Origin of the sequence: Allofournierella massiliensis (assembly GCF_004345265.1) — a bacterium.
GTDB lineage: Bacteria > Bacillota > Clostridia > Oscillospirales > Ruminococcaceae > Allofournierella > Allofournierella massiliensis.
The window spans coordinates 1-24,219 of sequence record NZ_SLUM01000028.1 but is presented as its reverse complement, the minus strand read 5'-3'; the positions used below and the strand labels follow the sequence as shown (position 1 = coordinate 24,219).

General features: G+C 63.3%; 18 protein-coding genes, 1 tRNA gene, 1 rRNA gene and 1 pseudogene. 4 read left to right on the top strand and 17 right to left on the bottom strand.

Annotated features, from left to right (window positions below; all coding sequences use genetic code 11):
* Positions 1 to 19: 19 nt before the first annotated feature.
* The 3 genes from EDD77_RS14490 to proB are packed head-to-tail and all read right to left on the bottom strand — an operon-like array spanning position 20 to position 2,986.
* Entirely contained in the window at positions 20 to 922 is a 903-nt protein-coding gene (locus EDD77_RS14490) for a hypothetical protein (RefSeq protein WP_058963872.1), read from the bottom strand.
* 30 nt (positions 923 to 952) lie between these two features.
* Positions 953 to 2,209 carry a glutamate-5-semialdehyde dehydrogenase gene (locus tag EDD77_RS14485; protein ID WP_058963873.1) on the bottom strand — a complete coding sequence of 419 codons (1,257 nt, stop codon included), beginning with the start codon at positions 2,207 to 2,209 and terminating at the stop codon, positions 953 to 955.
* Between the two features lie 3 nt (positions 2,210 to 2,212).
* On the bottom strand, positions 2,213 to 2,986 hold the full coding sequence (proB, locus tag EDD77_RS14480) for a glutamate 5-kinase (protein WP_058963874.1): 774 nt from the start codon (positions 2,984 to 2,986) through the stop codon (positions 2,213 to 2,215).
* Between the two features lie 218 nt (positions 2,987 to 3,204).
* Here proB and EDD77_RS14475 point away from each other — a divergent pair, with 218 nt between their 5' ends.
* Both EDD77_RS14475 and EDD77_RS14470 read left to right on the top strand, forming a co-directional pair.
* A complete protein-coding gene (locus EDD77_RS14475; RefSeq protein ID WP_058963895.1) occupies positions 3,205 to 4,230 on the top strand; it encodes a threonine aldolase family protein in 1,026 nt (341 codons plus the stop codon).
* 5 nt (positions 4,231 to 4,235) lie between these two features.
* On the top strand, positions 4,236 to 4,526 hold the full coding sequence (locus EDD77_RS14470) for a chorismate mutase (protein ID WP_058963875.1): 291 nt from the start codon (positions 4,236 to 4,238) through the stop codon (positions 4,524 to 4,526).
* 78 nt (positions 4,527 to 4,604) lie between these two features.
* Here the strand turns inward: EDD77_RS14470 and galT are convergent, their stop codons facing one another.
* The 11 genes from galT to EDD77_RS14415 form a co-directional block, all read right to left on the bottom strand.
* The gene (gene galT, locus EDD77_RS14465) at positions 4,605 to 6,101 is read right to left on the bottom strand and encodes a UDP-glucose--hexose-1-phosphate uridylyltransferase (RefSeq protein WP_058963876.1); all 1,497 of its coding nucleotides are present in this window, start codon (positions 6,099 to 6,101) and stop codon (positions 4,605 to 4,607) included.
* 7 nt (positions 6,102 to 6,108) lie between these two features.
* Positions 6,109 to 7,422 carry a galactokinase gene (locus tag EDD77_RS14460; protein WP_058963877.1) on the bottom strand — a complete coding sequence of 438 codons (1,314 nt, stop codon included), beginning with the start codon at positions 7,420 to 7,422 and terminating at the stop codon, positions 6,109 to 6,111.
* Positions 7,423 to 7,443: 21 nt separating this feature from the next.
* The gene (locus EDD77_RS14455; RefSeq protein WP_058963878.1) at positions 7,444 to 8,463 is read right to left on the bottom strand and encodes an aldose epimerase family protein; all 1,020 of its coding nucleotides are present in this window, start codon (positions 8,461 to 8,463) and stop codon (positions 7,444 to 7,446) included.
* 130 nt (positions 8,464 to 8,593) lie between these two features.
* Positions 8,594 to 9,658, bottom strand: a complete 1,065-nt coding sequence (locus EDD77_RS14450) for a galactose ABC transporter substrate-binding protein (protein ID WP_058963879.1) — start codon at positions 9,656 to 9,658, stop codon at positions 8,594 to 8,596.
* Positions 9,615 to 10,538, bottom strand: a complete 924-nt coding sequence (locus EDD77_RS14445) for a sugar ABC transporter substrate-binding protein (RefSeq protein ID WP_058963880.1) — start codon at positions 10,536 to 10,538, stop codon at positions 9,615 to 9,617. The genes EDD77_RS14450 and EDD77_RS14445 overlap by 44 nt, the downstream gene beginning before the upstream one ends.
* Positions 10,535 to 12,352 carry a cache domain-containing sensor histidine kinase gene (locus EDD77_RS14440; protein WP_132587423.1) on the bottom strand — a complete coding sequence of 606 codons (1,818 nt, stop codon included), beginning with the start codon at positions 12,350 to 12,352 and terminating at the stop codon, positions 10,535 to 10,537. Before EDD77_RS14440 ends, EDD77_RS14445 begins: the two co-directional genes overlap by 4 nt.
* 27 nt (positions 12,353 to 12,379) lie before the next feature.
* Entirely contained in the window at positions 12,380 to 13,978 is a 1,599-nt protein-coding gene (locus tag EDD77_RS14435) for a response regulator (RefSeq protein WP_058963881.1), read from the bottom strand.
* A gap of 342 nt (positions 13,979 to 14,320) precedes the next feature.
* Positions 14,321 to 15,379: a galactose/methyl galactoside ABC transporter permease MglC gene (locus tag EDD77_RS14430; protein WP_058963882.1), complete on the bottom strand. Its 1,059-nt coding sequence runs from the start codon at positions 15,377 to 15,379 to the stop codon at positions 14,321 to 14,323.
* Between the two features lie 17 nt (positions 15,380 to 15,396).
* Positions 15,397 to 16,899 (bottom strand): sugar ABC transporter ATP-binding protein, encoded by a 1,503-nt coding sequence (locus EDD77_RS14425; protein ID WP_370829459.1) that lies wholly within the window; start codon positions 16,897 to 16,899, stop codon positions 15,397 to 15,399.
* A 153-nt stretch (positions 16,900 to 17,052) separates the two neighbouring features.
* Positions 17,053 to 18,210: a galactose ABC transporter substrate-binding protein gene (locus EDD77_RS14420; protein WP_058963884.1), complete on the bottom strand. Its 1,158-nt coding sequence runs from the start codon at positions 18,208 to 18,210 to the stop codon at positions 17,053 to 17,055.
* A 320-nt stretch (positions 18,211 to 18,530) separates the two neighbouring features.
* A complete protein-coding gene (locus EDD77_RS14415) occupies positions 18,531 to 21,416 on the bottom strand; it encodes a YhgE/Pip domain-containing protein (protein WP_132587422.1) in 2,886 nt (961 codons plus the stop codon).
* A 221-nt stretch (positions 21,417 to 21,637) separates the two neighbouring features.
* Between EDD77_RS14415 and EDD77_RS14410 the strand changes: the two genes are divergently transcribed.
* Positions 21,638 to 22,216 carry a TetR/AcrR family transcriptional regulator gene (locus tag EDD77_RS14410; protein ID WP_058962555.1) on the top strand — a complete coding sequence of 193 codons (579 nt, stop codon included), beginning with the start codon at positions 21,638 to 21,640 and terminating at the stop codon, positions 22,214 to 22,216.
* Between the two features lie 113 nt (positions 22,217 to 22,329).
* Here the strand turns inward: EDD77_RS14410 and EDD77_RS14405 are convergent.
* Positions 22,330 to 23,121, bottom strand: a pseudogene (locus EDD77_RS14405) (HAD-IC family P-type ATPase); the annotation flags it as partial.
* Positions 23,122 to 23,133: 12 nt separating this feature from the next.
* On the opposite strand from EDD77_RS14405, the gene EDD77_RS14400 reads away from it, so the two are divergent.
* Positions 23,134 to 23,415: a hypothetical protein gene (locus EDD77_RS14400; protein ID WP_058962557.1), complete on the top strand. Its 282-nt coding sequence runs from the start codon at positions 23,134 to 23,136 to the stop codon at positions 23,413 to 23,415.
* A gap of 432 nt (positions 23,416 to 23,847) precedes the next feature.
* Here the strand turns inward: EDD77_RS14400 and EDD77_RS14395 are convergent.
* Together EDD77_RS14395 and rrf are read right to left on the bottom strand one after the other, a co-directional pair.
* A tRNA-Lys gene (locus EDD77_RS14395) sits at positions 23,848 to 23,923 on the bottom strand.
* A gap of 209 nt (positions 23,924 to 24,132) precedes the next feature.
* Positions 24,133 to 24,219, bottom strand: a 5S ribosomal RNA gene (rrf, locus tag EDD77_RS14390); the annotation flags it as partial.

The window sequence follows — 24,219 nt, the reverse complement described above, 5'->3', positions numbered from 1 at the left end:
TTGTTTACATCGGAAGGGCTCAGCCCTCTTCGGCCGTTTCGCCGGTTTCGCCGGTTTCATCGGTGGCGGCGGAATCCGTGGTGGAATCCGCCTGCTGGCTTTCCGTGCTCTCCAGCAGGGCACTGTCCGCATTGTCGGCAATGGCGCTGGTGGGGTCAAACTCCGGCACCACCGCATCCTCGGCAGGCTGGGAGGTGGAGGAACTGCTGGTGGCCGGCTTCATCTCGCTGGTTTCCAGCGCGGTGAGGTACCAGGTGCGGCCGTTCTTCTCGAAGATATAATCCATATACTTGGTGGGCTCGCTGGGGGTGGTCATGCTGTAGTCGCCGCTCAGCGCCGGGGTGGGCACATAGCCCACGGTAACCCGCAGCTTGCCGTCCTGCTTTTTCAGCTGCTCTACCTTGGGGGTGTACAGGCCCATCTGGCTGGTAACCGGAATCAGATAGCCCTGCTGCTCCTCCAGATAGATATAGCTCATATCCACGCCGTCGAAGCTGCCGTGCTCGATCTTGTAGTCCGGGCCGTAGAGGGCGGCAATTGCCGCGTCCACATCCACTGCGGGCATGATCAGGGCGTCGGTGTCCGGGTCACGCTCGTAGTTGTCCAGCCCGGTGCTGCTCTGCTGGGCGGTGTACAGTGCCGACCAGATCGCGCTTTCCTTCACAAGACGGGCGGTGGAATCGTCCATCTGATCCAGGCTGGCGAAGGGCAGCGGGTCGAACATCACAAGGGTCTGCAGCCGGGATTCGTATTCCAGCTTTTTGTCGGTATCGTCGAAGAGGGAGGCAACGCCGCTGACGGCCAGTGCCAGCACGTTGAAGGCGCCGATGAGAATCAGCAGGCAGAGCACCGCTCCCAGCAGCTGCCGGAACCGGCGGCGTTTGTTGCGCTCGTGTTCTTCTTTGGTAATGGAATTTGCCATAATCGCTCTCCTTCCTTTGGGTGCGGGCGGTCAGCGGATCTGCCCGTTTCCCCGGATGATGTACTTGTAGCTCACCAGCTCGGCCAGGCCCATGGGGCCCCGGGCGTGCAGCTTCTGGGTGGAGATGCCCATCTCGCAGCCCAGACCAAACTCGCCGCCGTCGGTAAAGCGGGTGGATGCGTTCACATACACGGCAGCGCTGTCCACCCCTGCGGTGAAGGCCGCAGCGGCGGCCTCGTCGCCGGTCACGATGGACTCGCTGTGGCCGGTGGAATGGGCACTGATGTGGCGGATGGCCGCCTGCACGTCCTCCACCACCGCCACCGCCAGCGTGTAGGCCAGAAACTCGGTGTCGAAGTCCGCTTCGCCCGCCGGGGTGCCGGGAATCAGCTTCGCGGCAGCCTGGTCCAGCCGAAGCTCCACCGGCTCCAGCCCCTTTGCCTGCCGGTCGGCCACCAGCCGCTGGTGCAGCCGGGGCAGAAATTCGGGCGCCACGTCCTTATGCACCAGACACACCTCTGCGGCGTTGCACACCGAGGGGCGGCTGGTCTTGGCATTGTCCACAATGGCGAGGGCCATGTCCAGGTCGGCGGCCTTGTCCACATAGATGTGGCAGATGCCGGTGCCGGTCTGGATGCAGGGCACGGTGGCGTTTTCCACGCAGGCCCGGATCAGCCCTGCGCCGCCCCGGGGAATCAAAAGATCCACAAGGCCGGAGGCCTTCATCAGCTCGGTGGCGCTGGCGCGGCTGGTATCCTGCACAAGGCTCACCAGCTCGGCGGGCAGGCCCTCCGCCTGCAAACCGGCGCGCAGCGCATCCACGATGGCGTTGTTGGAAAGGAACGCTTCCTTGCCGCCCCGCAGCACGCAGGCGCTGCCGCTCTTGATGGCAAGGGCCGCCGCGTCGCTGGTCACGTTGGGCCGGCTTTCGTAGATGATGGCGATCACGCCCATGGGCACGGTCACTTTTTGCAGCAGCAGGCCGTTCGGGCGGGTTTCTTCGCTGAGCACCCGGCCCACCGGATCCGGCAGGGTGGCCGCTTCCCGGATGCCCCGGGCCATGCCCGCCACCCGCTCTTCATTCAGGCGCAGCCGATCCAGCATCACGTCCGGCACGGTGCCCCGGGCGTTTTCCAGATCCTGCCCGTTTGCGGCAAGGATGGCCGGGCAGCTGCGCTCCAGCGCGTCGGCCATGGCCAGCAGCGCCCGGTTTTTCCGGTCAGAATCGGCCAGCATCAGGGCGTTTTTCGCCCCCCGTGCGGCGCGGAGAATCTCCAGCGTGGTCATTGTTTATGCCTCCTTCCGGGCAAGGAACCGGGTGCCCACGGCCTCCCCTTCAAAAATATCATACAGCACCGCCGGGGCCGCGCCGTTGGCGATGACCATGTCCAGCCCGGCTTCGGTGGCGATGTGGGCCGCACGCAGCTTGGTGGCCATGCCGCCGGTGCCCAGGCTGGAGCCCCTGCCGCCGCCCAGCGCGTCGATCTCGGGGGTAATCTTTTCCACCACGCTCAGCAGCTTTGCGTTCGGGTCCTTATGGGGGTCGGCGGTGAACAGGCCGTCGATGTCGCTGAGCAGCACCAGCAGATCCGCCTTCACGCTGCGGGCCAGAATGGCGGCCAGCGTGTCGTTGTCGCCCAGGGCGATCTCGGTGGTGGACACGGTGTCGTTCTCGTTCACGATGGGCAGCGCACCCAGCTCCAGCAGGCGGCTGAGGGTGTTTTTCAGGTTCACGCTGCGCTCCGGGTGCTCCACATCCTCACCGGTGATGAGGATCTGGCCCACGGTGTGGTTGTATTCGGTGAACAGCTTGTCGTAGGTATACATCAGCTCACACTGGCCCACCGAGGCGGCGGCCTGCTTGGTGGGCATATCCGCCGGGCGGCCGGGCAGGCTCAGCTTGCCAACGCCCATGCCGATGGCACCGCTGGACACCAGAATGATCTCGTGGCCGGCGTTTTTCAGATCGCTGAGCACCTTGCACAGTTCCTCGATGTGGCGGATGTTCAGCCGACCGGTGACGTGGGCCAGCGTGGAGGTGCCCACCTTGACTACTGCTTTCATTTGTTTCTCCTTTGGGCGGCCGCGGTGTGCTTTTTGGGGGTGGTATCCTGCCCGCGGCGCTGCCATAACATACTGATACAACTTAGAGTATACCATAAAGTGCCGCCAAAAACAAACGACAGCCAGTGGACATTCTGTGAAAAAATGGTATCATAAAAGATAGTTTATTCCATTCAAGCAGCACTGTAATGCTGCTGTAAAAGTGAGGTTTGCTGAACATGTATCGTTTTACCAATGATTACAGCGAGGGCGCCCATCCCCGCATTCTGGATGCCATGGTGCGCACCAATCTGGAGGGCAACTTCGGCTATTCCACCGATCCTCATTCCAAACATGCCCACGAGCTGATCCGCGCCGCCATCGGCCGGCCGGATGCGGACGTGCACATTCTGGTGGGCGGCACCCAGACCAACGCCACCTGCCTGTGCGCCTTCCTGCGGCCCCATGAGGCGGCCATCGCCGCTTCCACCGGCCACATCTGCGTGCACGAGACCGGCGCCATTGAGGCCACCGGCCACAAGTGCATCGCCATGCCCGCCGCGCCGGGCGGCAAGCTGACCCCGGACGCGGTGCGCGCTGCAGTGGCCGCCCATCCGGATGAGCACATGGTCAAGCCCAAACTGGTCTACGTGAGCAACACCACCGAGGTGGGCGGTGTGTACACCACCGCCGAGCTGGAAGCGTTGCGGGCCGTGTGCGACGAGCTGGGCCTGTATCTGTATCTGGACGGGGCCCGTCTTTCCAGCGCGCTGGCCGCGGGCGGCGCTTCCCTGACCGATCTGGGCCGCCTGTGCGACGCCTTCTACATCGGCGGCACCAAGAACGGCGCGCTGTTCGGTGAGGCGGTGTGCATCCTGAACCCGGCCTTAAAGCCGGACTTCCGCTACATCATCAAGCAGCACGGCGGCATGCTGGCCAAGGGCTGGCTGCTGGGCATCCAGTTTGAGGAGCTGTTCACCGACGGGCTGTATTTTGAGGTGGGCGAACACGCCAACGGCCTTGCCATGCGCCTGAAGGAGGGCATTGCCGCCCTGGGCTATCCCTTCGGGTCGGACAGCCCCTCCAACCAGCAGTTTCCCATCCTGCCCAACCGGGTGCTGGAAAAGCTGGAGAAGGATTTCCACTGGGAGGTCAACGACCGGCCGGACGCCGACCACACCCAGATTCGTCTGGTGACCAGCTGGGCCACCAAACCGGAAGCGGTGGAGGCCTTTCTCACCGCTCTGGCAAACGCAAAGGAGTAAACGCCATGGAACAGCTGGATCTGAACGAGCTGCGCGGCCGCATTGACCAGGTGGACAGCCAGCTCACCGCCCTGTTTCTGCAGCGGATGGAAATTGTGGAGCAGGTGGCCCGCTACAAGCTGGAGCGGGGCATGCAGGTGCTGCAGCCCGAGCGGGAGCAGGCGGTGATCGACCGGGCCGCCGCCCGGGCCCCCGAGGCCATGCAGGGCTACACCGGCGACTTTTTCCGGGCGGTGATGGCGGTTTCCCGCGCCATGCAGCAGGAGATCATCGACCGCAGCAAGGCGGGCGAATAATTTTTTAAAAACAAAACGCTGTACCCAAAAAACCAGGGTACAGCGTTTTTGTTATGTCTTTAGAGAAAATGCAGCCGATCAGCCCAGGCTGGCCACGAACCGCAGGAAGGCCGCGCGGCCCTCTTCGTCCCGCTTGTAAACGCCTGCGTGCTCCAGCACGGTTGCGAACACCAGGCCGGTCTCCTTCTGCACCACCGGCCAGGCCTCGCCCCTGGCAAAGGCGCCGTGGCGGCGGCGGATGTCCTCAGCCCACTCGGCGTGCTTGGCGGTGCGCTCGTCGGCGGTCAGGTCGCCGCCGTTTTCCAGCAGCTCGGCCACCAGAGCCAGCTCCTCCTTCAGGCGGGCGGGCAGAACGGCACGGCCCATGACCTCGATCAGGCCGATGTTCTCCTTCTTGATGTGATGCAGCTCCGCATGGGGATGGTACACGCCCAGAGGATACTCCTCGGTGGTGATGTTGTTGCGCAGCACCAGATCCATCTCGTAGTCCGCGCCGCGGCGGCGGGCGATGGGGGTGATGGTGTTGTGGGGCACGCCGTCGGTCTCGGCAAAGATGAAGGCGGCCTCATCGGTGTAGCCGCGCCATGCGGCGAGAATCTTCTCGGCCAGCTGGGCGATGCGCTCCTTGTCCGGGCCGGTGAGACGCAGCACGGACATGGGCCACTTCACGATGCCGGTCTTTACGTCCTCAAAGCCGGGGATGGTGACCTCCTGCTCCACGGGAGCGGCCTCCATGGGGAACAGGCAGCGGCCGCCCTGGAAGTGCTCGTGGGCCAGAATGGAGCCGCCCACGATGGGCAGATCCGCATTGGAGCCCACAAAGTAGTGGGGGAAGCGGGTCACGATATCCAGCAGCTTGTCAAAGCAGCTGCGGTCGATCTTCATGGGCACATGGGCCGCGTTCAGGGCGATGCAGTGCTCGTTGTAGTACACATAGGGGGAGTACTGCAGCATCCACTGCTCGCCGCACACGGTCATGGGGATCATGCGGTGGTTGCCCCGGGCGGGATGATCCATCCGGCCTGCGTAGCCCTCGTTCTCGGCGCAGAGCTGGCACTTGGGGTAGCCGCTCTGAGGCATGCTCTTGGCCAGCGCGATGGCCTTGGGGTCCTTTTCCGGCTTGGACAGGTTGATGGTGATGTCCAGCTCGCCGTACTCGGTGGAAGTGGTCCAGTGCAGGTCCTTGGCAATCCGGTCGGTGCGGATGTAGTTGGTGTCCTTGGAGAACTGATAGTACCAGTCGGTGGCCTGCTCGGGGCCGGCGGCGTACTTTTCCTCAAAGGTGCGGATCACCTGAGACGGGCGCGGGGTGAGCACCGCCATCAGGGCGGTGTCCAGAATGTCCCGCTGGGTGATGGACTCGCCGTCGATCACGCCGCGGCTGGCCGCGTCGTCCAGCAGGGTGTTCAGGATTTCGGGCAGGGCTGCGCCCTCCACCGGCTGGGCCTCGTTCAGGGCATCCAGCCGCAGCACGGCCAGAATGCCGTTGGTCGCCCAGATCTTCTCGCAGGGCTCGATCAGATTTTTCTCCAGCCCGTACTGCACGAGGCTGGCAATTGCCTGTCCCACTGTCATGATTGCCTTACTCCTTTTCGCTGCTCATTACCATGCAGCCGCCCTCCGGCCGCACCGATACCGCATGGCAGGCGCCTTCGCCCAGCACCGCTTCCATGCTGCTCACAAACTTCTCTTCCAGATCCTGGGGCACAAAGGCCTGAATGGTGCCCGCAAAGCCGCCGCCGTGCACGCGCACCGCGCCGCGGCCGGCCAGAACCCGTTCCGCCAGAGCCAGAGCCAGGGTCACCGCCTGCTGGGCAGGCTCGGCCACCGACCAGATATTCTGCAGCAGCTCCGAGGAGGAACGGCCGGAGGCGCGCACCAGCGCCAGGAAGCCCTCCATGTCGCCCTCGGCCAGAGCCTGGGCCTGGGCCTGGGCACGGCGGTTCTCGTCGAAGAAGTGCATGGCCCGCAGCACGGCCCGGTCGCCGGCCTTCTCGCGCACGGCGGGGATGGCGGCGTAGAACTCGGCCTCATCCACCTGACGCAGCACCTGCTTGCCGAAGAAGGCGGCCACCGCACCCATCTCGCGGGTGATGGCGGCGTAGTCGTCGGTCAGGTCGGCGTGGCAGGAGCGGGTGTCGATGATGTACAGCTGGTAGCCGGAGCGGGCCAGATCGTAATCCACCTTGCGGATCACCGGCTGGCTGGGGTCGTTGAAGTCGATGGCCACCACGCCGCCGATGGAGCTGGCGGCCTGATCCATCAGGCCGCAGGGCTTGCCGAAATACTCCCGCTCGGCATACTGGCCGATCTGGGCCAGCTTCACCGCGTCCAGCCTGCCTTCGCAGCAGAACCGGTTGAAGACGTTGCCCAGCAGAATCTCATACGCCGCCGAGCTGGACAGGCCGGAGCCGCCGGGCACGGTGCTGGTCACATAGGCGCAGAAGCCCTTCAGGGCAAAGTCCTCCTTGCTCACGCCGTGGGCAACGCCGCGGATCAGGGCGGCGGAGGTGTTGGTCTCGTCCGCATGGATGGCCAGATCGTTCAGGTCGATGGTCAGGGCGGGATAGCCCTCGCTGACCACCTTCACGAAATGGTCGCCGGTGGGCACCGCGCAGGCCAGAATGTCCATGTTCACGCTGCCGCACAGCACGCAGCCGTGCTGGTGGTCGGTGTGGTTGCCGCCGATCTCGGTGCGGCCCGGGCCGCTGAACACCGCGGCGCCGGCGCAGTCCACGCCGGGGAAGGCCTGCTCAAAGCCCTCGATCACATGGCACACCTTGGCGCGGGCTGCTTCCAGCTCCTCGGCGGTGTCGTGGAACACATACAACCGGCGCAGGCGGTCGTCGTACTCGCCCCCGCGCACCTTCTGCAAAAAGTTTTCCATCGTCTGCATGGTATCTTCCTCCTGTGGTGTTCAAACGCTTTCGCCGTTGCAGGCAAAGCGGTATTGGATCTGATGTTCCCAGCGTTTTCCCTTCGGCAATTCCACCGAGGGGAACTGGTGGTGGTTGGGCGCATCCGGAACAAACTGGGCTTCCAGCGCCGCCGCACCCCGGCGCACCGGCTCCAGGAAGTTGCCGGTATACAGATGAATGCCCGGCATGGTGGCGCTCACATCCAGCTGCAGGCCGTTTTCGGGGCATTCCAGCCGGCACACCGGCCGCAGCCCCTTGCCCGGCGCCAGGAAGGTGTGGTCAAAGCCGCTGCCCTCCGCCAGCTGGGGGTGATCGTTGTCCCAGCGGGTTTCCAGCACCGCGGGCCGGGTGAAGTCGAAGGGGGTGCCCTCCACCGGAATCAGCTCGCCGGTGGGCACGCCGTCCGGCCGGATGGCGGCAAAGCGATCCGCCGGGGTGGTGAACAAGTGGCCGCCCACGCTGCCCTGCCCTGCCAGATTCCAGTAGCCGTGATGGGTCATGGACAGGATGGTGTCGCCCTCGGCCAGCGCGTCAAACCGCAGGGTCAGCGCGCCGTCCTCCTCGAACAGGTAGGTGGCGCTCACCTCCACCGCACCGGGGTAGCCCTCCTCGCCGTCTTCCGACCGGCGGAAAAAGCGCACGCCCCGGTATCTGGGCAGGATCTGAATGCCCCAGACCTTGCGGTCAAAGCCCTCCACGCCGCCGTGCAGGTGGTTGCCGTTCTGGTTTTGGGGCAGCTGGTATTCCGTGCCGTTCAGCACAAAATGCCCGCCGTCGATGCGGCCGGCGCACCGGCCAACCACCGCGCCCAGATAGCAGGTGCCCGCCTCGTATTCCTCCAGCGTCTCGTAGCCGGCGCACACCTGCACCGGCCCGGCTGCGGTGGGCACCCACAGCGCCCGCAGAATGGCACCGTAGCTCAGAACTTCCGCCACAATGCCGCTGTCGTGCTCCAGGCGGATGCAGTGCACTTCCTCGCCGCTTCGGGTGGTGCCGAAGGGTCTTGTTGAGATTTTCATGCAACAAAAGTCCTTTCTTTGCAATATTTTCACGAACCAGTTTTTCTGCTTAAATTATAGCGAACTCTTTCACCGATTCCTATATCCTTTTTAAAACAAGATACAAAATTCCATAGAATGGGCGAATCGTTCAAACGCCGCCCTGTTCCGCCTCCAGCTGGCGCAGGGTCACCCGCTGGTAGGGCAGCCAGACGTACTTTTCATCGCTGAGGGGCAGGCTGGCCGCCGGTTCCTCGCCCTTCGCCAGTGCGAGGGCCAGCTCCAGCATGCTGCCGGCAATTCCCTGCGCGTCGTTGCGCACCGTGCCGCAGAGGGTGCCCTCCCGCACCGCCTCCAGCGCCGGGGCGGTGGCGTCCACCCCCACCACCACCGGCATCTCGTCCTCCGTGAGGCCCAGATCCTGGCAGGCGTCGATGGCCCCCAGGGCCATGTCGTCGTTGTTGGAGATCACCGCCTCGATGGAGGTGCCGAACTGCTCGATCCAGCTGCTCATCCGGGCGGTGGCCTGGCTGCGATCCCAGTTGGCGGTGTCGCCCGCCAGCTTTTCCACCTCCACCCCCGCGCCGGTGAGGGTCTTTACCGCATACTCGGTGCGGAGCATGGCGTCCTGATGGCCGGGCTCGCCCTCCAGCAGCACATATTGCAGAATGCCGTCGCCGTTTTTGTCCATCGGCTGTTCCCGGTTCAGCCAGCGGTCCAGCAGAATCTGCCCCTGCAGCACCCCGGATTCCTCCGCCTTGGCCCCCACATAATACACCCGATCCCAGCGGTAAAGATCCTCCGCCACCGGCTCCCGGTTGAAGAAGATCACGGGGATGTCCGCCTCCTGGGCCTTGTCGATCAGCTGGGCGGCGCTGGTGCGGTCCACAATGTTCACGCACAGCACATCGTAGTCCAGCGCGATGAGCCGGTCGATCTGCTCGGTCTGGGTGAGCTGGGAGCCCCGGCCGTCCACGACGTTCAGGTTGATCTTCACTCCGTCCTCGATTTCCCGGGCCTGGGCCAGCCGTTCCAGCTCCTGCACCAGCGTACCGATGAAGGTATCGGATTGCAGATACACCGCCACCCCCACCCGCAGGGTGCGGGGCTCCGCCGACCCGGCAGCGGTGCAGCCGGCCAGCAGCACAGCCGCCAGCCCCAGCGCCACCGCCTTAGGGAAAGACCGGGTAAAGCAGCTTTTGATGGTCCTGATCATAGGTTTCTCCTTCCTGCACCAGCGTCACCGGCAGGGTTTTGCTTTCCACCGGCTGGCGGCGGGCGGCGTTCACCGCCTGGCTCACCGCCAGATAGCCTGCCGCGTAATCGCTCCAGGCCGCCACGGCGGCAATGTCGCCGGTTTCCAGCGCGGCCACCACCGTGGAGGACACTCCCGCCCCATATACCCGCGGCGGGGTTTCACACTGGGCCGCCAGCGCGGCGGCCTGCTCCAGACTCACCGGCTCGAAGCAGAGCACCGCGTCCGCCTGCTCCAGCTGTTCGGCGGTGAGCTTCTCACACACCCGGGGCGCATAGCCCGCCGCTTCCAGCGCGGCTTTGGCGCTTTCCAGCCGCCGGGCCGGGCCCGCGCAGCCGGGAAAGGCATTCCAGAGCAGCACCTCACCGGACACCGCGCATCCCCGGGCCGCCTGTTCGGCCAGCAGCCGGCCCAGCTCCTCGTCGCTGGGGCCCACAAAGGCCCGGGCGCCCTCCACCTGGGATTCCAGCGTGACCACCGGCAGGGCCTGCCAGCCGTCCAGCTGCTGCTCCAGCGCCGCGCAGTCCGCCGGGATGACCACCGCCGCGTCCACGCCCATGTCTGCCTGACGGCGCAGCAGCTCCACCTGATCGGCACCCTCCTCCGCCTCCAGCGTGAGGAAGCGCAGCTCGGCGCCCAGATCCTCGGCGGCCTGCTCCATGCCCTGCCGGGCGGTGGCCCAGACCGCACTGTCGCCCTGCCGCAGCAGAATCGAGATCTCCACCCGTTTGGGGCCGGCGGGGGTGAGCAGGGATTCAGGGATCATCAGGCTTACCACCATGGCGGCGGCCAGCAGGCCCAGCACGATCATCTGCCAGGCCGTATCCCCTTTCTTCTTCATGCCATGCCCTCCTTTTTGCCGCCGGTCTCCTCCAGCTGGGTGAGCACCGGCAGATGAATGCGGGCAGTGGTGCCCTCGTCCGGCTCACTGTAGAATTCCAGACCGTAGCGGGGCCCGTAGGCCAGCTGGATGCGCCGGTGCACGTTGCGCACCCCGATGCCCGAGCCCTTGGCGGGCAGGGGCCGGCTTTCGTCCAGCAGGGAGGCCGCCACCTCCGGCAGCATGCCCAGACCGTTGTCGGTCACATCAATGTACACATCGTCCCCTTCCCGCCAGACACGCACCGCGATGCGGCCGTCGTCGTCCTCGGCGGCCATGCCGTGGTAGATGGCATTTTCCAGAAGGGGCTGGATGATCAGCTTCAGGCAGTAAAGGCCGGCGGTGTCGGTCTCGCGGCTGATCTCGAAGGTGAATTTGTTCTTGTAGCGGATGCGCTGGATGGTCATGTAATAGCCCGCGTGGTCCAGCTCGCTGTCCAGCGGGATCACCCGCTTACCCCGGCTCAGCGAGATGCGGAACAGCCGCCCCAGCGCCGTGACCATGCGGATGGAATCCTCGTAGCGGCCGCTCTCGGTGAGCCAGATCACCGAGTCCAGCGTGTTGTAAAGGAAGTGGGGGTTGATCTGGGACTGCAGCACCTCCAGCTCGCTGCGGCGCTTGTCCTCCTCCTGCTGGATGATGTCGTCCATCAGATGGCGCATGGTGGACACCATGGACCGGATGGAGTGCTCCAGCCGGCGCACCTCATAGCAGCCCTCCTCCGGCACCTGGGGCATCTCGCCGCCCCGGCCGGTCTGGCGTACTGCCTGCTCCAGCCGGCGGATGGGATCCGCGATGTGGGCGGAAAGCCGCCCATTCACGAACACCAGCAGGAAAATGGAGAACAGCAGCACCGAGGCCACAAACAGCACGAACTGGGCGGTGGTCACCGCCAGCCCCTGCACCGGAACCACGCCCACCAGCTTCCAGCCGGTGTAGCCCACGGTTTTCACCGTCACCTGCCGCCGCTCGCCCTGAAATTTTTCCCAGTGGGTGCCGTCGCTCAGGCGGGAGGCAGCCAGGTTGTTTTCCTGCACAAGACCCGCATAGATCAGCTGCTGGCGGGGATGATAGATCAGCTCGCCGTTGGCGTCCACAATATACAGATAGCCGTCCGCCCCAAGGCTGGTGTTGCGGCAGATCTGCTCCACACCGGAAAAGCTCATGTCCACCAGCAGCACACCGCTCTCGCTGGCGCCGCCCCGGGTCAGCTGCACCTGACGGCTCAGCGAAATCACCCAGTGGTAGCTGCCGTCCGCGGTCTGGAACAGATCCTGCACATGGGGGGTGGAAAAGTGGATGTTCTCGATCTGGCCCAGCGCGGTGGAAAACCAGCCCTGCGACGCCGGATCCGCCCCGGCCTTCAGCTCACTGAGCGGGGCCCCGGTGACCAGATTGCCGTCGGAATCGAACACCGCGATGGACACAAGGGAATCCCGGTTTTCCTCATACAGCAGCGAAAGGCTGTCGGTGGGAAGGCCCTCGGCCAGATCGGCGTTTTTCAAAAGCCGGTAATACACCGTGTCCGACACCCGCATAATCCGCCGAAGGTGATTGTCCAGCGAAAGGTTCACCTGGGCCAGCACCTGCTGGCTGGCCTGCGCCTGCATCTTCTGGTTCACGGCGGAATACCGCAGCGTGAGCGAAAGGCCGATGAACAGCGCCCCCGCCACAGCCACCGCCGTGAAGGTGAGCGAGATCACCCGCTGGATGCTCATTCGTTCGTAGGAGCGGGAAAACCGGCTTCGCAGCTCCCGAAGCGCCCGCAGCAGCATACACTGCCCCCCTTTTTTTGCTGTTGATTACTGCCCCTGCTGGCCCGCGGCCCGGTATTTGGAGGGGCTTGTGCCGAAATACCGCTTGAACACATAGCTGAAATAGTTCGGGTCCAGATAGCCGGTCTGCTCGGCAATCAGGTAGGTTTTTTCCTCGGTGGTGCGCAGCCGCTCGGCGGCGGCCTCCATGCGCACCCGGGTCACACAGGCGGTGAAGCTCTCGCCGGTTTCCTTCTTGAACATGGTGGAAAAATAGGCCGGTGAAAGGTGCAGGTGCTCGCAGAGCATCTCCACCGAAAGATCGCTGTTGGAAAAGTTTTCGGCAATGAATTCCCGGGCCCTGTCCACCGTGCGGGCGGCGGCGTAGCTGCGCTGGCGGCGCAGCAGCTCCTGCAGATGCAGGCAGCGCTCCTCCACCCAGCTGCCCAGCTGCTCCGGGCCGCTGAAGTCCGAAATGCGCACCGCGCCGGTGAAGCCGGGGCCGAACACCTCCTCCTGCGGGATCTCGCCCTCCCGGGCAAGGCGCATCAGGCAGGCCACCAGCTCCAGGAAAAAGCACTGCATCTGGCTCATGGAGCTGTCGCTCCGGGCCTGACTGAGCCAGCCCCGGGTGAAGCGGCGCACCTTTTCCGGCGTGCCCAGCTTCACCGCGTTCACCAGCTGGCGCTCGGCCGCCGCGTCAAAGGGCAGGGCCACCGCGCCCCGGGGCTCCAGATCCCCGATGTACAGGGTTCTCCCCGGCCCCAGAATGGAGCGGTAGTCCAGCGCGCTTTTCGCCCCCTGCACCGACCGGGCCAGCTGGCCCGGCGTTTCCACCGCAAGGCCCACGCCCACGGTGAGCCGCAGCCCCAGCAGGGTTTCGGCCAGCGCCCGCACCCGCTCCAGCTCCTGAAGCAGGCTGTACATGGCGGCGCTCCCCTCAAAGGCGGCGATTACCGCCAGATCATCGTCGTACAAACACCAGTGGGGCTGGCAGCCGGAAAGCGTGGTGTTTTCCGCAAAGAAATTCTGCAGCGACAGCAGGATCAGCTCGTCCGGGTCGTCGCCCAGATCGCTCACATGAACCCGGGCCGCCGCCCAGCTTTTGCCGGAAAGCTCGATTTCATAGCGGGCGGCCCGTTCCATGATCTGGCCGGGCTTGAGCTGGCCGCTGAGCAGGCGGGTGTAAAACAGCCCGCGCAGCACCGGCAGATTTTCCTCGTAGCTGCGGCGCAGCTTTTCCATATCCTTCTGGTGGGCGCGCTCCTCATCCATGGCCTTTTTCAGCCGCACCAGCACGTCGCTCAGCTCGGTGGAGGTGATGGGCTTGAGCAGATATTCAAACACGTTCATGCCGATGGCCTGCCGGGCATAGTCGAACTCGTCGAAGCCGGAAAAGATCACCAGCCGCACCGCCGGCAGCTGGGTCTTGAGCTGGCGGCAGAGGGTGAGCCCGTCCATAAAGGGCATCTTGATGTCGGTGAGCACCACGTCCGGCCGCAGCTGCTCGGCCAGCTCCAGCGCGTCCTGCCCGTTGGCGGCTTCCCCCGCCAGCACAAAGCCCAGCGCCTCCCAGTCGATGCGGCGGCGGATGCCCGCCCGCAGCTCTTCCTCGTCATCCACCAACAGGATGCGGTAACCTTCCATTGTATCCCCTCCAAGGGTTATTTGTTTTTCTCAAGGCACCACCGCACAACTTACGGCTACGCCTCAGGCGGCGTATCGCGCCAAAATTTTCCGTGATATTTTCCAAAAATGCTCGGCAAGCCACCAAGGCTTGCCTGCGCTTTTTGATTCCTCTCACAAAAAATTTTCCGGCGCGCTCCACCACCTGAAATTGTGCGGTGCCGCCTTAGAACAGTATATCATATTTGGCAGCATCTGGCTGCTTTTCCAGCGAAAACGGGAAAAGGGCGGCCGCCCGTTTTACCGGACAGCCGCCCCTTTCCTGCCGGGTCGGAGCGGCCCGGCGGCGTGTGCACAAAAGGATTATTTCTTGACCAGGTATTTGCGCATATCCAGAGCGCAGGCGAACAGGATGATGCCGCCCTTGATGGCATACTGCAGGTTCTGGTCCATGCCCACCAGCGGCAGAGCCACGAAGATCAGGCGCAGCATGATAACGCCGATGACGATGCCGCTGATCTTACCGATACCACCCACAAAGGATACGCCGCCGATGACGCAGGCCGCGATGGCATCCAGCTCATAGTTCACGCCGGTGTTGGCGGTGTTGGAGGCGATACGGGCAGACTCCACGAAGCCGGCCCAGCCGTACATGGCGCCCGCCAGAGCGAACACCGCGATGGTGGTGGCGAATACGTTTACGCCGGAAACACGGGCAGCCTCTTCGTTGGCGCCCAGGGCAAACATGTTCTTGCCGAAGGTGGTCTTGTTCCAGATGAACCACATCAGGATGGTGAGCAGCACCGCATAGATCACATAGTTGGGGATCTGGATGTTGCCGAAGCTCAGCAGCGGAGGATTGCCCACAACAAAGTTGCGGTACTCGGCAGACAGGCCGGAAATGGCCATGCCCTTGTTGTTGCCCTGCTGGACGTAGAGCAGCAGGATGGTGTAGAGGATCAGCTGGGTGGCCAGGGTAACGATGAAGGGATGCAGCTTGAACTTGGCCACGAAGAAGCCGTTGAAGGCGCCGATGGCAGCACCGATGGCCACAACGATCAGGATCACCAGGGGGATGGGCAGGGTGCCGATGTTCGGCCACATTTTATTGGCCGCATCGGTGGCCTGCAGCAGGGAGGCCGCCACACAGGCGGTGATGCCCACCGCACGGCCGGCGGAAAGGTCGGTACCGGTGAGTACGATACATCCGGCGATGCCCAGCGCAACCGGCAGATACGCCGCCGTCAGAGACAGCAGGTTGATCAGCGAGTTGGGTGCCAGGAAGGACGGCTGGGTCACTGCCACATAGGCGGCTACCAGCAGCATGATAATAATGAGGGCGTTGTTCAAAAGCGCATTGCCCACCTGCTTGGGGGTGATGGACTTGGTTTTCAGCGCAAGTTCCTTGGTGGAATTACTCATGGGTCGGTTCCTCCTCTTTACACATACTTGGCGGCCAGGGTCAGGATCTCTTCCTGGGTGGTGTTGCGGGCGTCCACCTCACCGGCTACCTGCCCGCCGGACATCACCAGAATCCGGTCGCACACGCCCAGAAGCTCGGGCATTTCCGACGATACCATGATCACGCCCTTGCCCTCGTTGGCCAGGTCGATGATCAGCTGATAAATTTCGTATTTGGCGCCCACGTCGATGCCGCGGGTGGGCTCGTCCAGCAGAAGGATCTCGGGCTTGGTCAGCAGCCAGCGGCCCAGAATTACCTTCTGCTGGTTGCCGCCGGACAGCGAGCGGATCTGGGTGTGCTGGCCGGGCGTTTTGATGTGCATTGCCTGAATGGCCCAGTCGGTGTTGTCCTTCATCTTCTTGTCGTTTAAGTAGAAGCCGCCCATCAGATAATCCTTCAGGCTGGAAATCACGGTGTTTTCCTTGATGTCCCGGATGCCGAAGATGCCGGTGGCCCGCCGCTCCTCGGTGAGCAGCGCGAAGCCGTTTTTGATGGCCTCCTTGGGGGTGCGGTTGCGGATGGGCTTGCCGTGCAGGGTGATGGTGCCGCCCTCACGGGTCATGGCGCCGAACAGGTTTTCCAGCACCTCGGTGCGGCCGGAGCCGTCCAGGCCCGCAATGCCCAGAATCTCGCCCTTGCGCAGCTGGAAGGTGGCGTCCTTCAGGCGGGTGTATTTGCCTGCGATGTGCTGCACGTCCAGAATCACATCGCCGGGCTTGTTGGTCTTTTCGGGGAAGCGGTTGGTCAGCTCGCGGCCCACCATCAGGCGGATGATCTCGTCCATGGTCAGCTCCTTGGCGGGGCGGGTTGCCACCCACTGACCATCCCGCATGATGGTCACGTCGTCGCTGATGCGCAGGATCTCTTCCATCTTATGGGAGATGTAGATGATGCCGCAGCCCTTGTCCCGCAGCATGTTGATGATGCGGAACAGATGCTCCACTTCCGTTTCCGTCAGCGAGGAGGTGGGCTCGTCGAACACGATGATCTTGGAATTGTAGGAAACCGCCTTGGCGATCTCCACCATCTGCCGCTGGGAAACCGGCAAAGTGGACATGATGGCCTTGGGGTTAACCGTGACCTCCAGCGTATCGAAGATCTTTTTGGTCTCCCGGGCCATGATGCTCTCGCTCACCATGATGCCGCCCACCTTGGGGTAGCGGCCCAGCCACAGGTTATCCTGCACGCTGCGGGTCAGCGCCTGGTTCAGCTCCTGATGCACCATGGCCACGCCGTTTTCCAGCGCATCCTTGGAGCTCTTGAAGTCCACTTCCTTGCCATCCAGCTTGATGGTGCCCGCATCCCGGTGATAGATACCGAACAGGCATTTCATCAAAGTGGATTTGCCCGCGCCGTTCTCACCCATCAGGGCATGCACGGTGCCGGGGCGGACGGTCAGGTCCACATTGTCCAGCGCCTTTACGCCGGGGAATTCCTTGCAGATGCCTCGCATCTCCAGCAGGGCCGGCTTGTCCATAATTTTCCTCCTCTCGCGGTACAAACCACCGTTTCGGCCGCAGCTCGACGTTCGGGCCACACCCGAAGCGGTGGTTTTTGTCAGGGCGAAGCGGGGCTGCCAGTGGGCAGCCCCGCCTTGCCGATTACATCAAAGGCACAAAGGATCGGGGAGAAATTATTCCTCGGAGGTGCCGTCGTACATCTGGTAGGGAACGCGGATCTTATCCACGTCGGAGTCCACCACGAACTGGTCGGTGTTGGCCATCAGGTCAGCGCCGTCCTGCACGTTCTTGACCAGGGTGTTGATGGTGGTAGCCATGCCCACGGCGTCCTGCTTGATGGAACCGGTCATGTTGCCGGCCTTGATCAGAGCCTTGGCGGAGTCGGTGGCGTCCACGCCGAACACGGGGATGATGGTGGTGCCTTCGCCGTTGTTGTAGCCAACGTTCTGCAGAGCGGAGATGGCGCCCTCGGCCATGCCGTCGTTGTTGCAGATGATCAGCTCAACCATGTTCTTGTTGCCTTCGTTGTAAGAGCCCAGCAGAGAAACCATGTAGTCGTTGGCAGCCTGGGCGCTCCACTTGCCGGCGGTGTCGACCAGGTACTTGGTGGTGGCGCTGGCGTCGTAGTAAGCCAGTTCGGGCTTGCCGCCCTCGGTCAGCAGCTTGTTGGCGTCTTCCACAGCGTACTGGGTACGGGCTTCGGCCTCGGCGTTGCCTTCCTGGCCCTTGAACAGAACGTAGGAGATGGTGCCGTCGCCGTTCAGGTCAACTGCGTCGTAGTTGGCCAGCAGGTACTCACCGATCATCTCGCCCTGCATGTGGCCGGCGTCGGGAGCGTTGGTGCCAACGAAGGCGCACTTCTCATAGCTGTTGATCACGTCGTTGTCGGCAACCTCACGGTTGAAGAAGATCACGGGGATGTCCGCAGCGCGGGCAGCTTCCACGATGTCCTTGGCGGGGTCGGAGGTGGAGGTCTCCACGATGTTCACGATCAGCAGGTCGGAACCGGCGGTGATGGCGGTCTTGACCTGATCGGTCTGGGTGGGCTGGCTGCCGGCGGCATCCCAGTTCTTGGGCTCGATGCCCATGGCCTTCAGCTGCTCGTCCATGGCGGTGCGCACGCTGGAGATGTAAACATCGGAGAAGTCATAGTAGAATACGTCCACCTGCAGGTCGCTGGTGGCGGTGGCAGTGCCGCCCTCGGTGGAGGTGGCGGTGGAAGTGCCGCCGGAGGTTGCGGTGGAAGCGGTGGAAGCGGGAGCACCGCCGCAGCCGGCCAGCATACCAATGGCCATTACGGAAGCCAGCAGCAGCGCGAGTTTCTTTTTCATTTTCGTTTTCCTCCTGTGATTGGATTCGGTTCTTTGCCGTTCGTTTTCGCATCCCGCAGGATGCTTTCTCTGTGGTAAATTCTACCGCCTTTGAAGCGCAAAAACGATAGAAAAATCTTCTGTCTTATATAAAAAAAATTCGCTCCTTTCGCAAAAATCTTTTCTGTTTTTTAATACTTTTGTGCGTTTTGTATGGTTTCCTTTGCTCATTTTTGCATTTCGTGCAAAAAAATCCCCGTTTCGTGCGTTTTGCACGAAACGGGGATTTGAACCGGAATGAACCGGATAAGGGGAGCAACCGAAGAATTTCGATGCCCTTGTCAGGCCAGATGGTGCTCCTCCAGCCAGACCATCAGGGTGGGCTTTTCGGCCTTGATGCGCTTTGCGCGCACCGCGAACACCAGAATGGTCAGCAGGGTGAATACCACCAGCCAGACGGCCAGATAGGCAAGGCAGCCGGTCACGTCCTCGCCGGCGCAGATGGCCCGGCGGAAGGCGGTGACGGTGTAGGTGAAGGGTACCCAGTCATGCAGGTACTTCACGAAGGAGCCGGAGAGCTCCAGCGGGTAGGTGCCCACCGAGCCGGCCAGCTGGATCACCATGAACACCAGCATCAGGAAACTGCCCACCTTGCCCAGAAGGTTGGTGAAGAAGTACATCACCGACATGAAGGTTACCGAGGCCACGCAGGCCACCAGCAGAGTCTGGCCCATGCGGCCGGGATCAAAGCCGTTGATGGCGTGCAGCGCACCCACCATCACCAGCGCCTGCAGAATTGCGATGGGATACAGCACCGAGGCCTTGCTCAGCCACCAGGCGGTGCCGCTCTTCAGCTTGCCCGCGTACTCGGTGAGGGGGTACATCAGGCTGAAGGCGATGCAGCCCACCCACAGGGCCACCGACATCATGTAGGGGGCCATGGCGTGCCCGTTGTTGGGCACCTGAGTCATCTGGGTTTCCTCGGTGACCACCGGGGCGGCGAACATATCCACCACCGCGTCGCCGGTGTTGGTGGAGCGGATTTCGTCCGCGCCGTCCGCCAGACTGCTTTCCAGTGTATTCGCGCCGTCGGTCAGCTGGTCGATGCCGTCGGCCAGCTCGCCGCTGCCGTCCGCCAGCTGCTGGGCGCCGCTCTGGATCTGGCCCGCGCCGTCGGTGAGGGCGGCCGCGCCCTCGTTCAGCGCCGGGCTGTTCTGTGTCAGGGTATCCGCGCCGGTCACCAGCTGAGTGGTGCCGTCCTTCAGGTCTTTGGTGCCCTGCTGCAGGCGGCCCACGCCGTCGGTGAGGGCGGGCAGCTGACCGTTCAGGCTGCTCATGCCGTCCTTCAGGCTGCCGCTGCCGGCAACCAGTGCGTCCAGACCGCTGTTCAGCTGGGCCGCGCCCTGACGGAGCACCGCGGTGCCCTGCTGCTGCAGGGCCGCGCCGCCGCTGGCCGCCTGGGCGATGCCGCCGGTAAGCAGGGGCGCCTGCTGGGCCAGCTGACTGGTGCCGCCCTGCAGCTGGGCAAGGCCGTTCACCAGATCGCCCGCGCCGGTGGAAAGCTCGCCGGCCCCTGCGCTCAGAGCGGGCAGGCCGGTGGTTTCATCCGCCAGCGCCGCACAACCGGTTGCCGCCTGATCCACACCGGCGGTGTAGGCGGAAAGGCCGGTTTGCAGCTGAGCCGCGCCCTGCTGCAGCTGGCCGAGGGCCGCGGTCAGATCGCCGGAGCCGGAACCGCCGGCCGCATTGGTCAGCGCACCGGCCGCGCCGCTGAGGGCTCCGGCCGCCTGCTGGCGGGCCGCGTCGGCGGTGGTTGCGTCGTTGTAGTTGCTCTGCGCCACATTGGCCAGCTCACTGGCCGCCGTGAGCACTGCGTTCAGTGCGTCGGGATCGCCCGTCTGAGCGGCGGCGGTGTTGTCCGCGATGGTCTGGATCAGGGCCGCGGGATCCTGCGGGGCCACCGTGACTCCCTGCGCGGCCTGCGCCGCCTGATCCAGCTGCCCGGCCAGAGCGGTCAGACTGCCGGTGATATCGGTGGAGCCGCCCGCGGCGGCTGCCAGCGCGTCCAGCCCGTTTTTCAGCTGGGCCGCGCCCTGATTCAGCTCCTCGGACTTGCCGCTCAGGGTTTGCAGGCCCTGATTCAGGGCATCCGCGCCCTGACGGGCCTTTTCCGCACCGGCGGCCAGACCCTGCGCGCCCTGCTGCAGGGCCTTTGCGCCCTCCAGCGCCTGGGATGCGCCGGAATCCAGCGCCGAGGCGGAATCCGGCAGAGAGGCGGTCTGGCTTTGCAACTGGCCCAGCCCCTCGTTCAGGGTTTTCAGGTTATCGTCCACCTGCGCCGCGCCCGCGGTCAGGCTGTCGCTGCCGGTCCTGGCCTGGGCCGTGCCCTGGGCCAGCTGATCCGCGCCGTCCTTCAGCGCGCCCACGCCCTGGGCCAGCGCCGGGGCGGAAGCGCCCAGCTGATCCACGCCGTCCTTCAGCTGCTTTGCGCCGTCGTCCAGCTTTTTCGCGCCGTCCGCCAGCTGCTGCACGCCCTGAGTATACTGGGCAAGGCCCTCGGTCAGGGTCTCGCTGCCGCTGCGGAAGGTAAGGGTGCTGTCTGCCAGAAGCTGCAGGTTCTCCCGGATGGTGTTGTTGCCATCCGCCAGCTTGTCGGCTCCATCCCGGATTTCGCCCGCGCCGTCCGCCGCTTCCTGCATGCCGTCGCCCACTTCGGTGAGCTGGTCAAACATGGTTTCGGCGTAGGTTTTGGTCACCTCTTCCCGCACGCTGGCCTGAATCTCCTTCATGGCCGTTTCGCTCAGCTTGGAGGCGATGTAGTTGGTGCCGGGGTTTGTTTCGTAGTTCAGCTCCATCTGCTTGGGCTGATCGTCGGTGAGGGTGGCCGCATTGGCCGAGAAATCCTGCGGGATGGTGATTACCATATAATAATCCCCTGCCGCAAGGCCCTTGGCCGCGTCGTCGGCACTCACCGGGTGGAAGTCCAGCGAGGCGTCCTCCAGCAGGTTATCCACCAGCTCCGCGCCCACATCCAGCGTTTTGCCCTCGTAGTCCACCGGCTGATCCTGATTCACCAGCGCCACCGGCAGGTTTTCCACGCTGCCGTAGGGGTCCCACATGGAGCCCAGAAACAGGGTGGTGTAGATGGTGGGAATGGCGATGATGGCCACCACCACCACCAGCATCAGCTTGTTGCTCAGCAGTTTTTTCCATTCATTTTTCAGCATAGAACGAAAAAATCGCTTCCTTTCCTCAATCTCTTTGCACAGCAAAACAGGACACAGTGTTGTTTATTCATCCCGGTATTGCTTTTTACTGCAATGAGAATTATACTAAGTGCAGAAGAACAACACAACCGACAGTTTGCATCGCAGTATCTATTAATAGACAGAACGTTGCATTATGTTGAACTGTCACAAATAATTTACAAATGAAAGGAAGCGGATTCATGGAAAAGAAGCCGGACCGGCGCATCCGCCGCACCAAGGCCCAGCTGCGCCACGGCCTTGCCCAGCTGATGGCTGAAAAGAGCGTGAACGAGGTGACGGTGAAGGAACTGGTGGATCTGGTGGACATCAACCGCTCCACCTTCTATTTACACTATACCGATATTTACAACATGCTGGAAAGCGTGGAGAACGAGCTGTTCGAGGAGATTCTGCACACCATCCGCACCCATCCGGTGAGCCCCTTCAACGAAAACAGCTTCCCCTTCATTGAGGACATCTTTGCCATCCTGTTTGAAAACCGGGAGATCTGCGCCGCTCTGCTGGGCCCTCACGGCGACATTGCCTTCCTGCACCGGATTGAGGAGATGCTCTCCCATTACAGCCTGGCCGCGCTGCGCGAGGCCTTCCCCGAGCGGATGGACGATTTGAAATACACCTACGCCTACTGCGTGGCCGGGGGCGTGGGCCTGATCAAGGACTGGCTGAGCCGGGGCTGCGAGGAAAGCCCCCAGCACATGGCCCAGCTCACCTTCCGGCTGGTGACCAACACGGTGAGCGATTTTTACCCCCACGCCTGATATACCAAAAGCAGCCGCCCCAAAAATTCGGGGCGGCTGCTTTTTTATACGGTTTCCTTTTGTTCGGGCCGGGGTGCGGCGGGCTTCATGCCCCAGAACACCGCGTTCATGGCAATCACGATCAGCTGCACGCTCATCATGGGCAGAAACGGCAGCAGCGCGCTGGCCGCCAGCACCGAGAACATGTTGCCGAAGTTGGAGGAGGCGGTCATCTTGATGTACTTGATCATGTTGGCGTAGGTCTTGCGGCCCTCGATGATGCCCTGCTCCAGCACCATCAGATCCTTTTCCAGCAGAACCACATCCGCCGATTCCTTGGCCACGTCCACGGCGGTGTCCACCGAGATGCCGATGTCGGCGGCCTTCATGGCGGCCGCGTCGTTGATGCCGTCGCCCATGAAGCCCACGGTGTGGCCGCTGGCCCGCAGCGCCGTGACCACCCGGGCCTTCTGGTCCGGGGTGAGCTTGGCGAACACGTCGGTGGACTGGGCCGCCCGGGCCAGCTCCGCGTCGCTCATGCGGGCCACGTCCGACCCCAGCAGCATATTCCGCACCTCGAGACCCACCTGCCGGCAGATGGTGCGGGTGACCTTTTCGTTGTCGCCGGTGAGAATCTTGGCGGTGACGCCATGTTCCTTCAGTGCCCGCAGGGCGGCGGCGGTGGATTCCTTGGGCGGGTCCAGAAAGGCAAGGTAGCCCATGAGCACCATGTCCCGCTCGTCCTCCACCCCGAAGGAGCCCGCCGGGGCGGGGCTGCTCTTCTGGGCAATGGCCAGCACCCGGAAGCCCTTGTCGTTCATCTCGTCCACGTCCTTGAGGATGCTCCGGCGCAGCTCCCCGGTCAACGGCTGCACGCTGCCGCCGCACTCGGCGTGGCTGCAGATGGAGAGCATCTCCTCCACCGCAGCAGCGAAGCGTTGAAGTGCTTCCATCAGCTTGTGGATTACGGCGAGACTCATCTGTTCGACACCATGCGTATCGACTACTTCGCCGTTTCGCTCCCGGAGCTTCAGCTGTTTGAAGAGAACCTCACCGCCCGCAACAGGCTGCACTGCCATTTCCTGATCGGTCTGGGCTGCCTGGGTCGGGGTCTGACGGACCGGGCCGAACAGGAGCTGGCATGCGTTCTGCAAAGCGACCCCGCCCACACGGGCGCTGTGTGGATGCCCCATCCGGAAAGCAGGGTTCTGGGGCTTTGATTTTTCTATTTTCATACGCTCTTCCCGCATATATACACTGAAACTCTTTCAAGCAAACAAAAAGGCACCCATTGGGGTGCCTTTTTGTTCCGGATCCTAATTGGTACGCTGAACCGGAGCGCCAGCAGCGCGAACGGGGAAGCCGCCCCCGTGGGGGGAAGCGCAACAAAAAGGCAGGACAAACGTCCTGCCTTTTTGTGGTGCACTTCCAGGGACTCATCCGGTTGCGGCGTGTCGCGCTGACTTCGCGCATAACATGCGCTCGCATCGCTCTGCGCCGCTGCCCAGCCCGCTCCGGTTCGCTGCATCCGCCACTGGCGGCGCTCACCTCCGGGGCACCCAGGGCCCGCATCAGCTGCCCCATGGAGTCCGAGTCTCTCAAATTCCATCGAAACGAAGAAAGGGCACCCAACTGGGTGCCCTTTCTTCGTTTGGTGCACTTCCAGGGACTCGAACCCTGGGCCCGCTGATTAAGAGTCAGCTGCTCTACCAACTGAGCTAGAAGTGCATGTTATTAAATTTCCGGCCTTGCAAAACCATTCAACCTTGCCACTCGTCGTCCGAGCCGCTGCGCTGCTCTTCCGGTTGCGGCGTGTCGCGCTGACTTCGCGCATAATATGCTCTCGCATCGCTCTGCGTCGCTGCCCAGCCCGCTCCGGTTCGCTGTATCCGCCACTGGCGGCGCTCACCTCCGGGGCACCAAAAAGCAAAGAGAAAAGCCGGCGCCTACCTATTTTCCCAGGTCGTCTCCAACCAAGTATCTTCGGCACAACAGAGCTTAACTTCTGTGTTCGGAATGGGAAC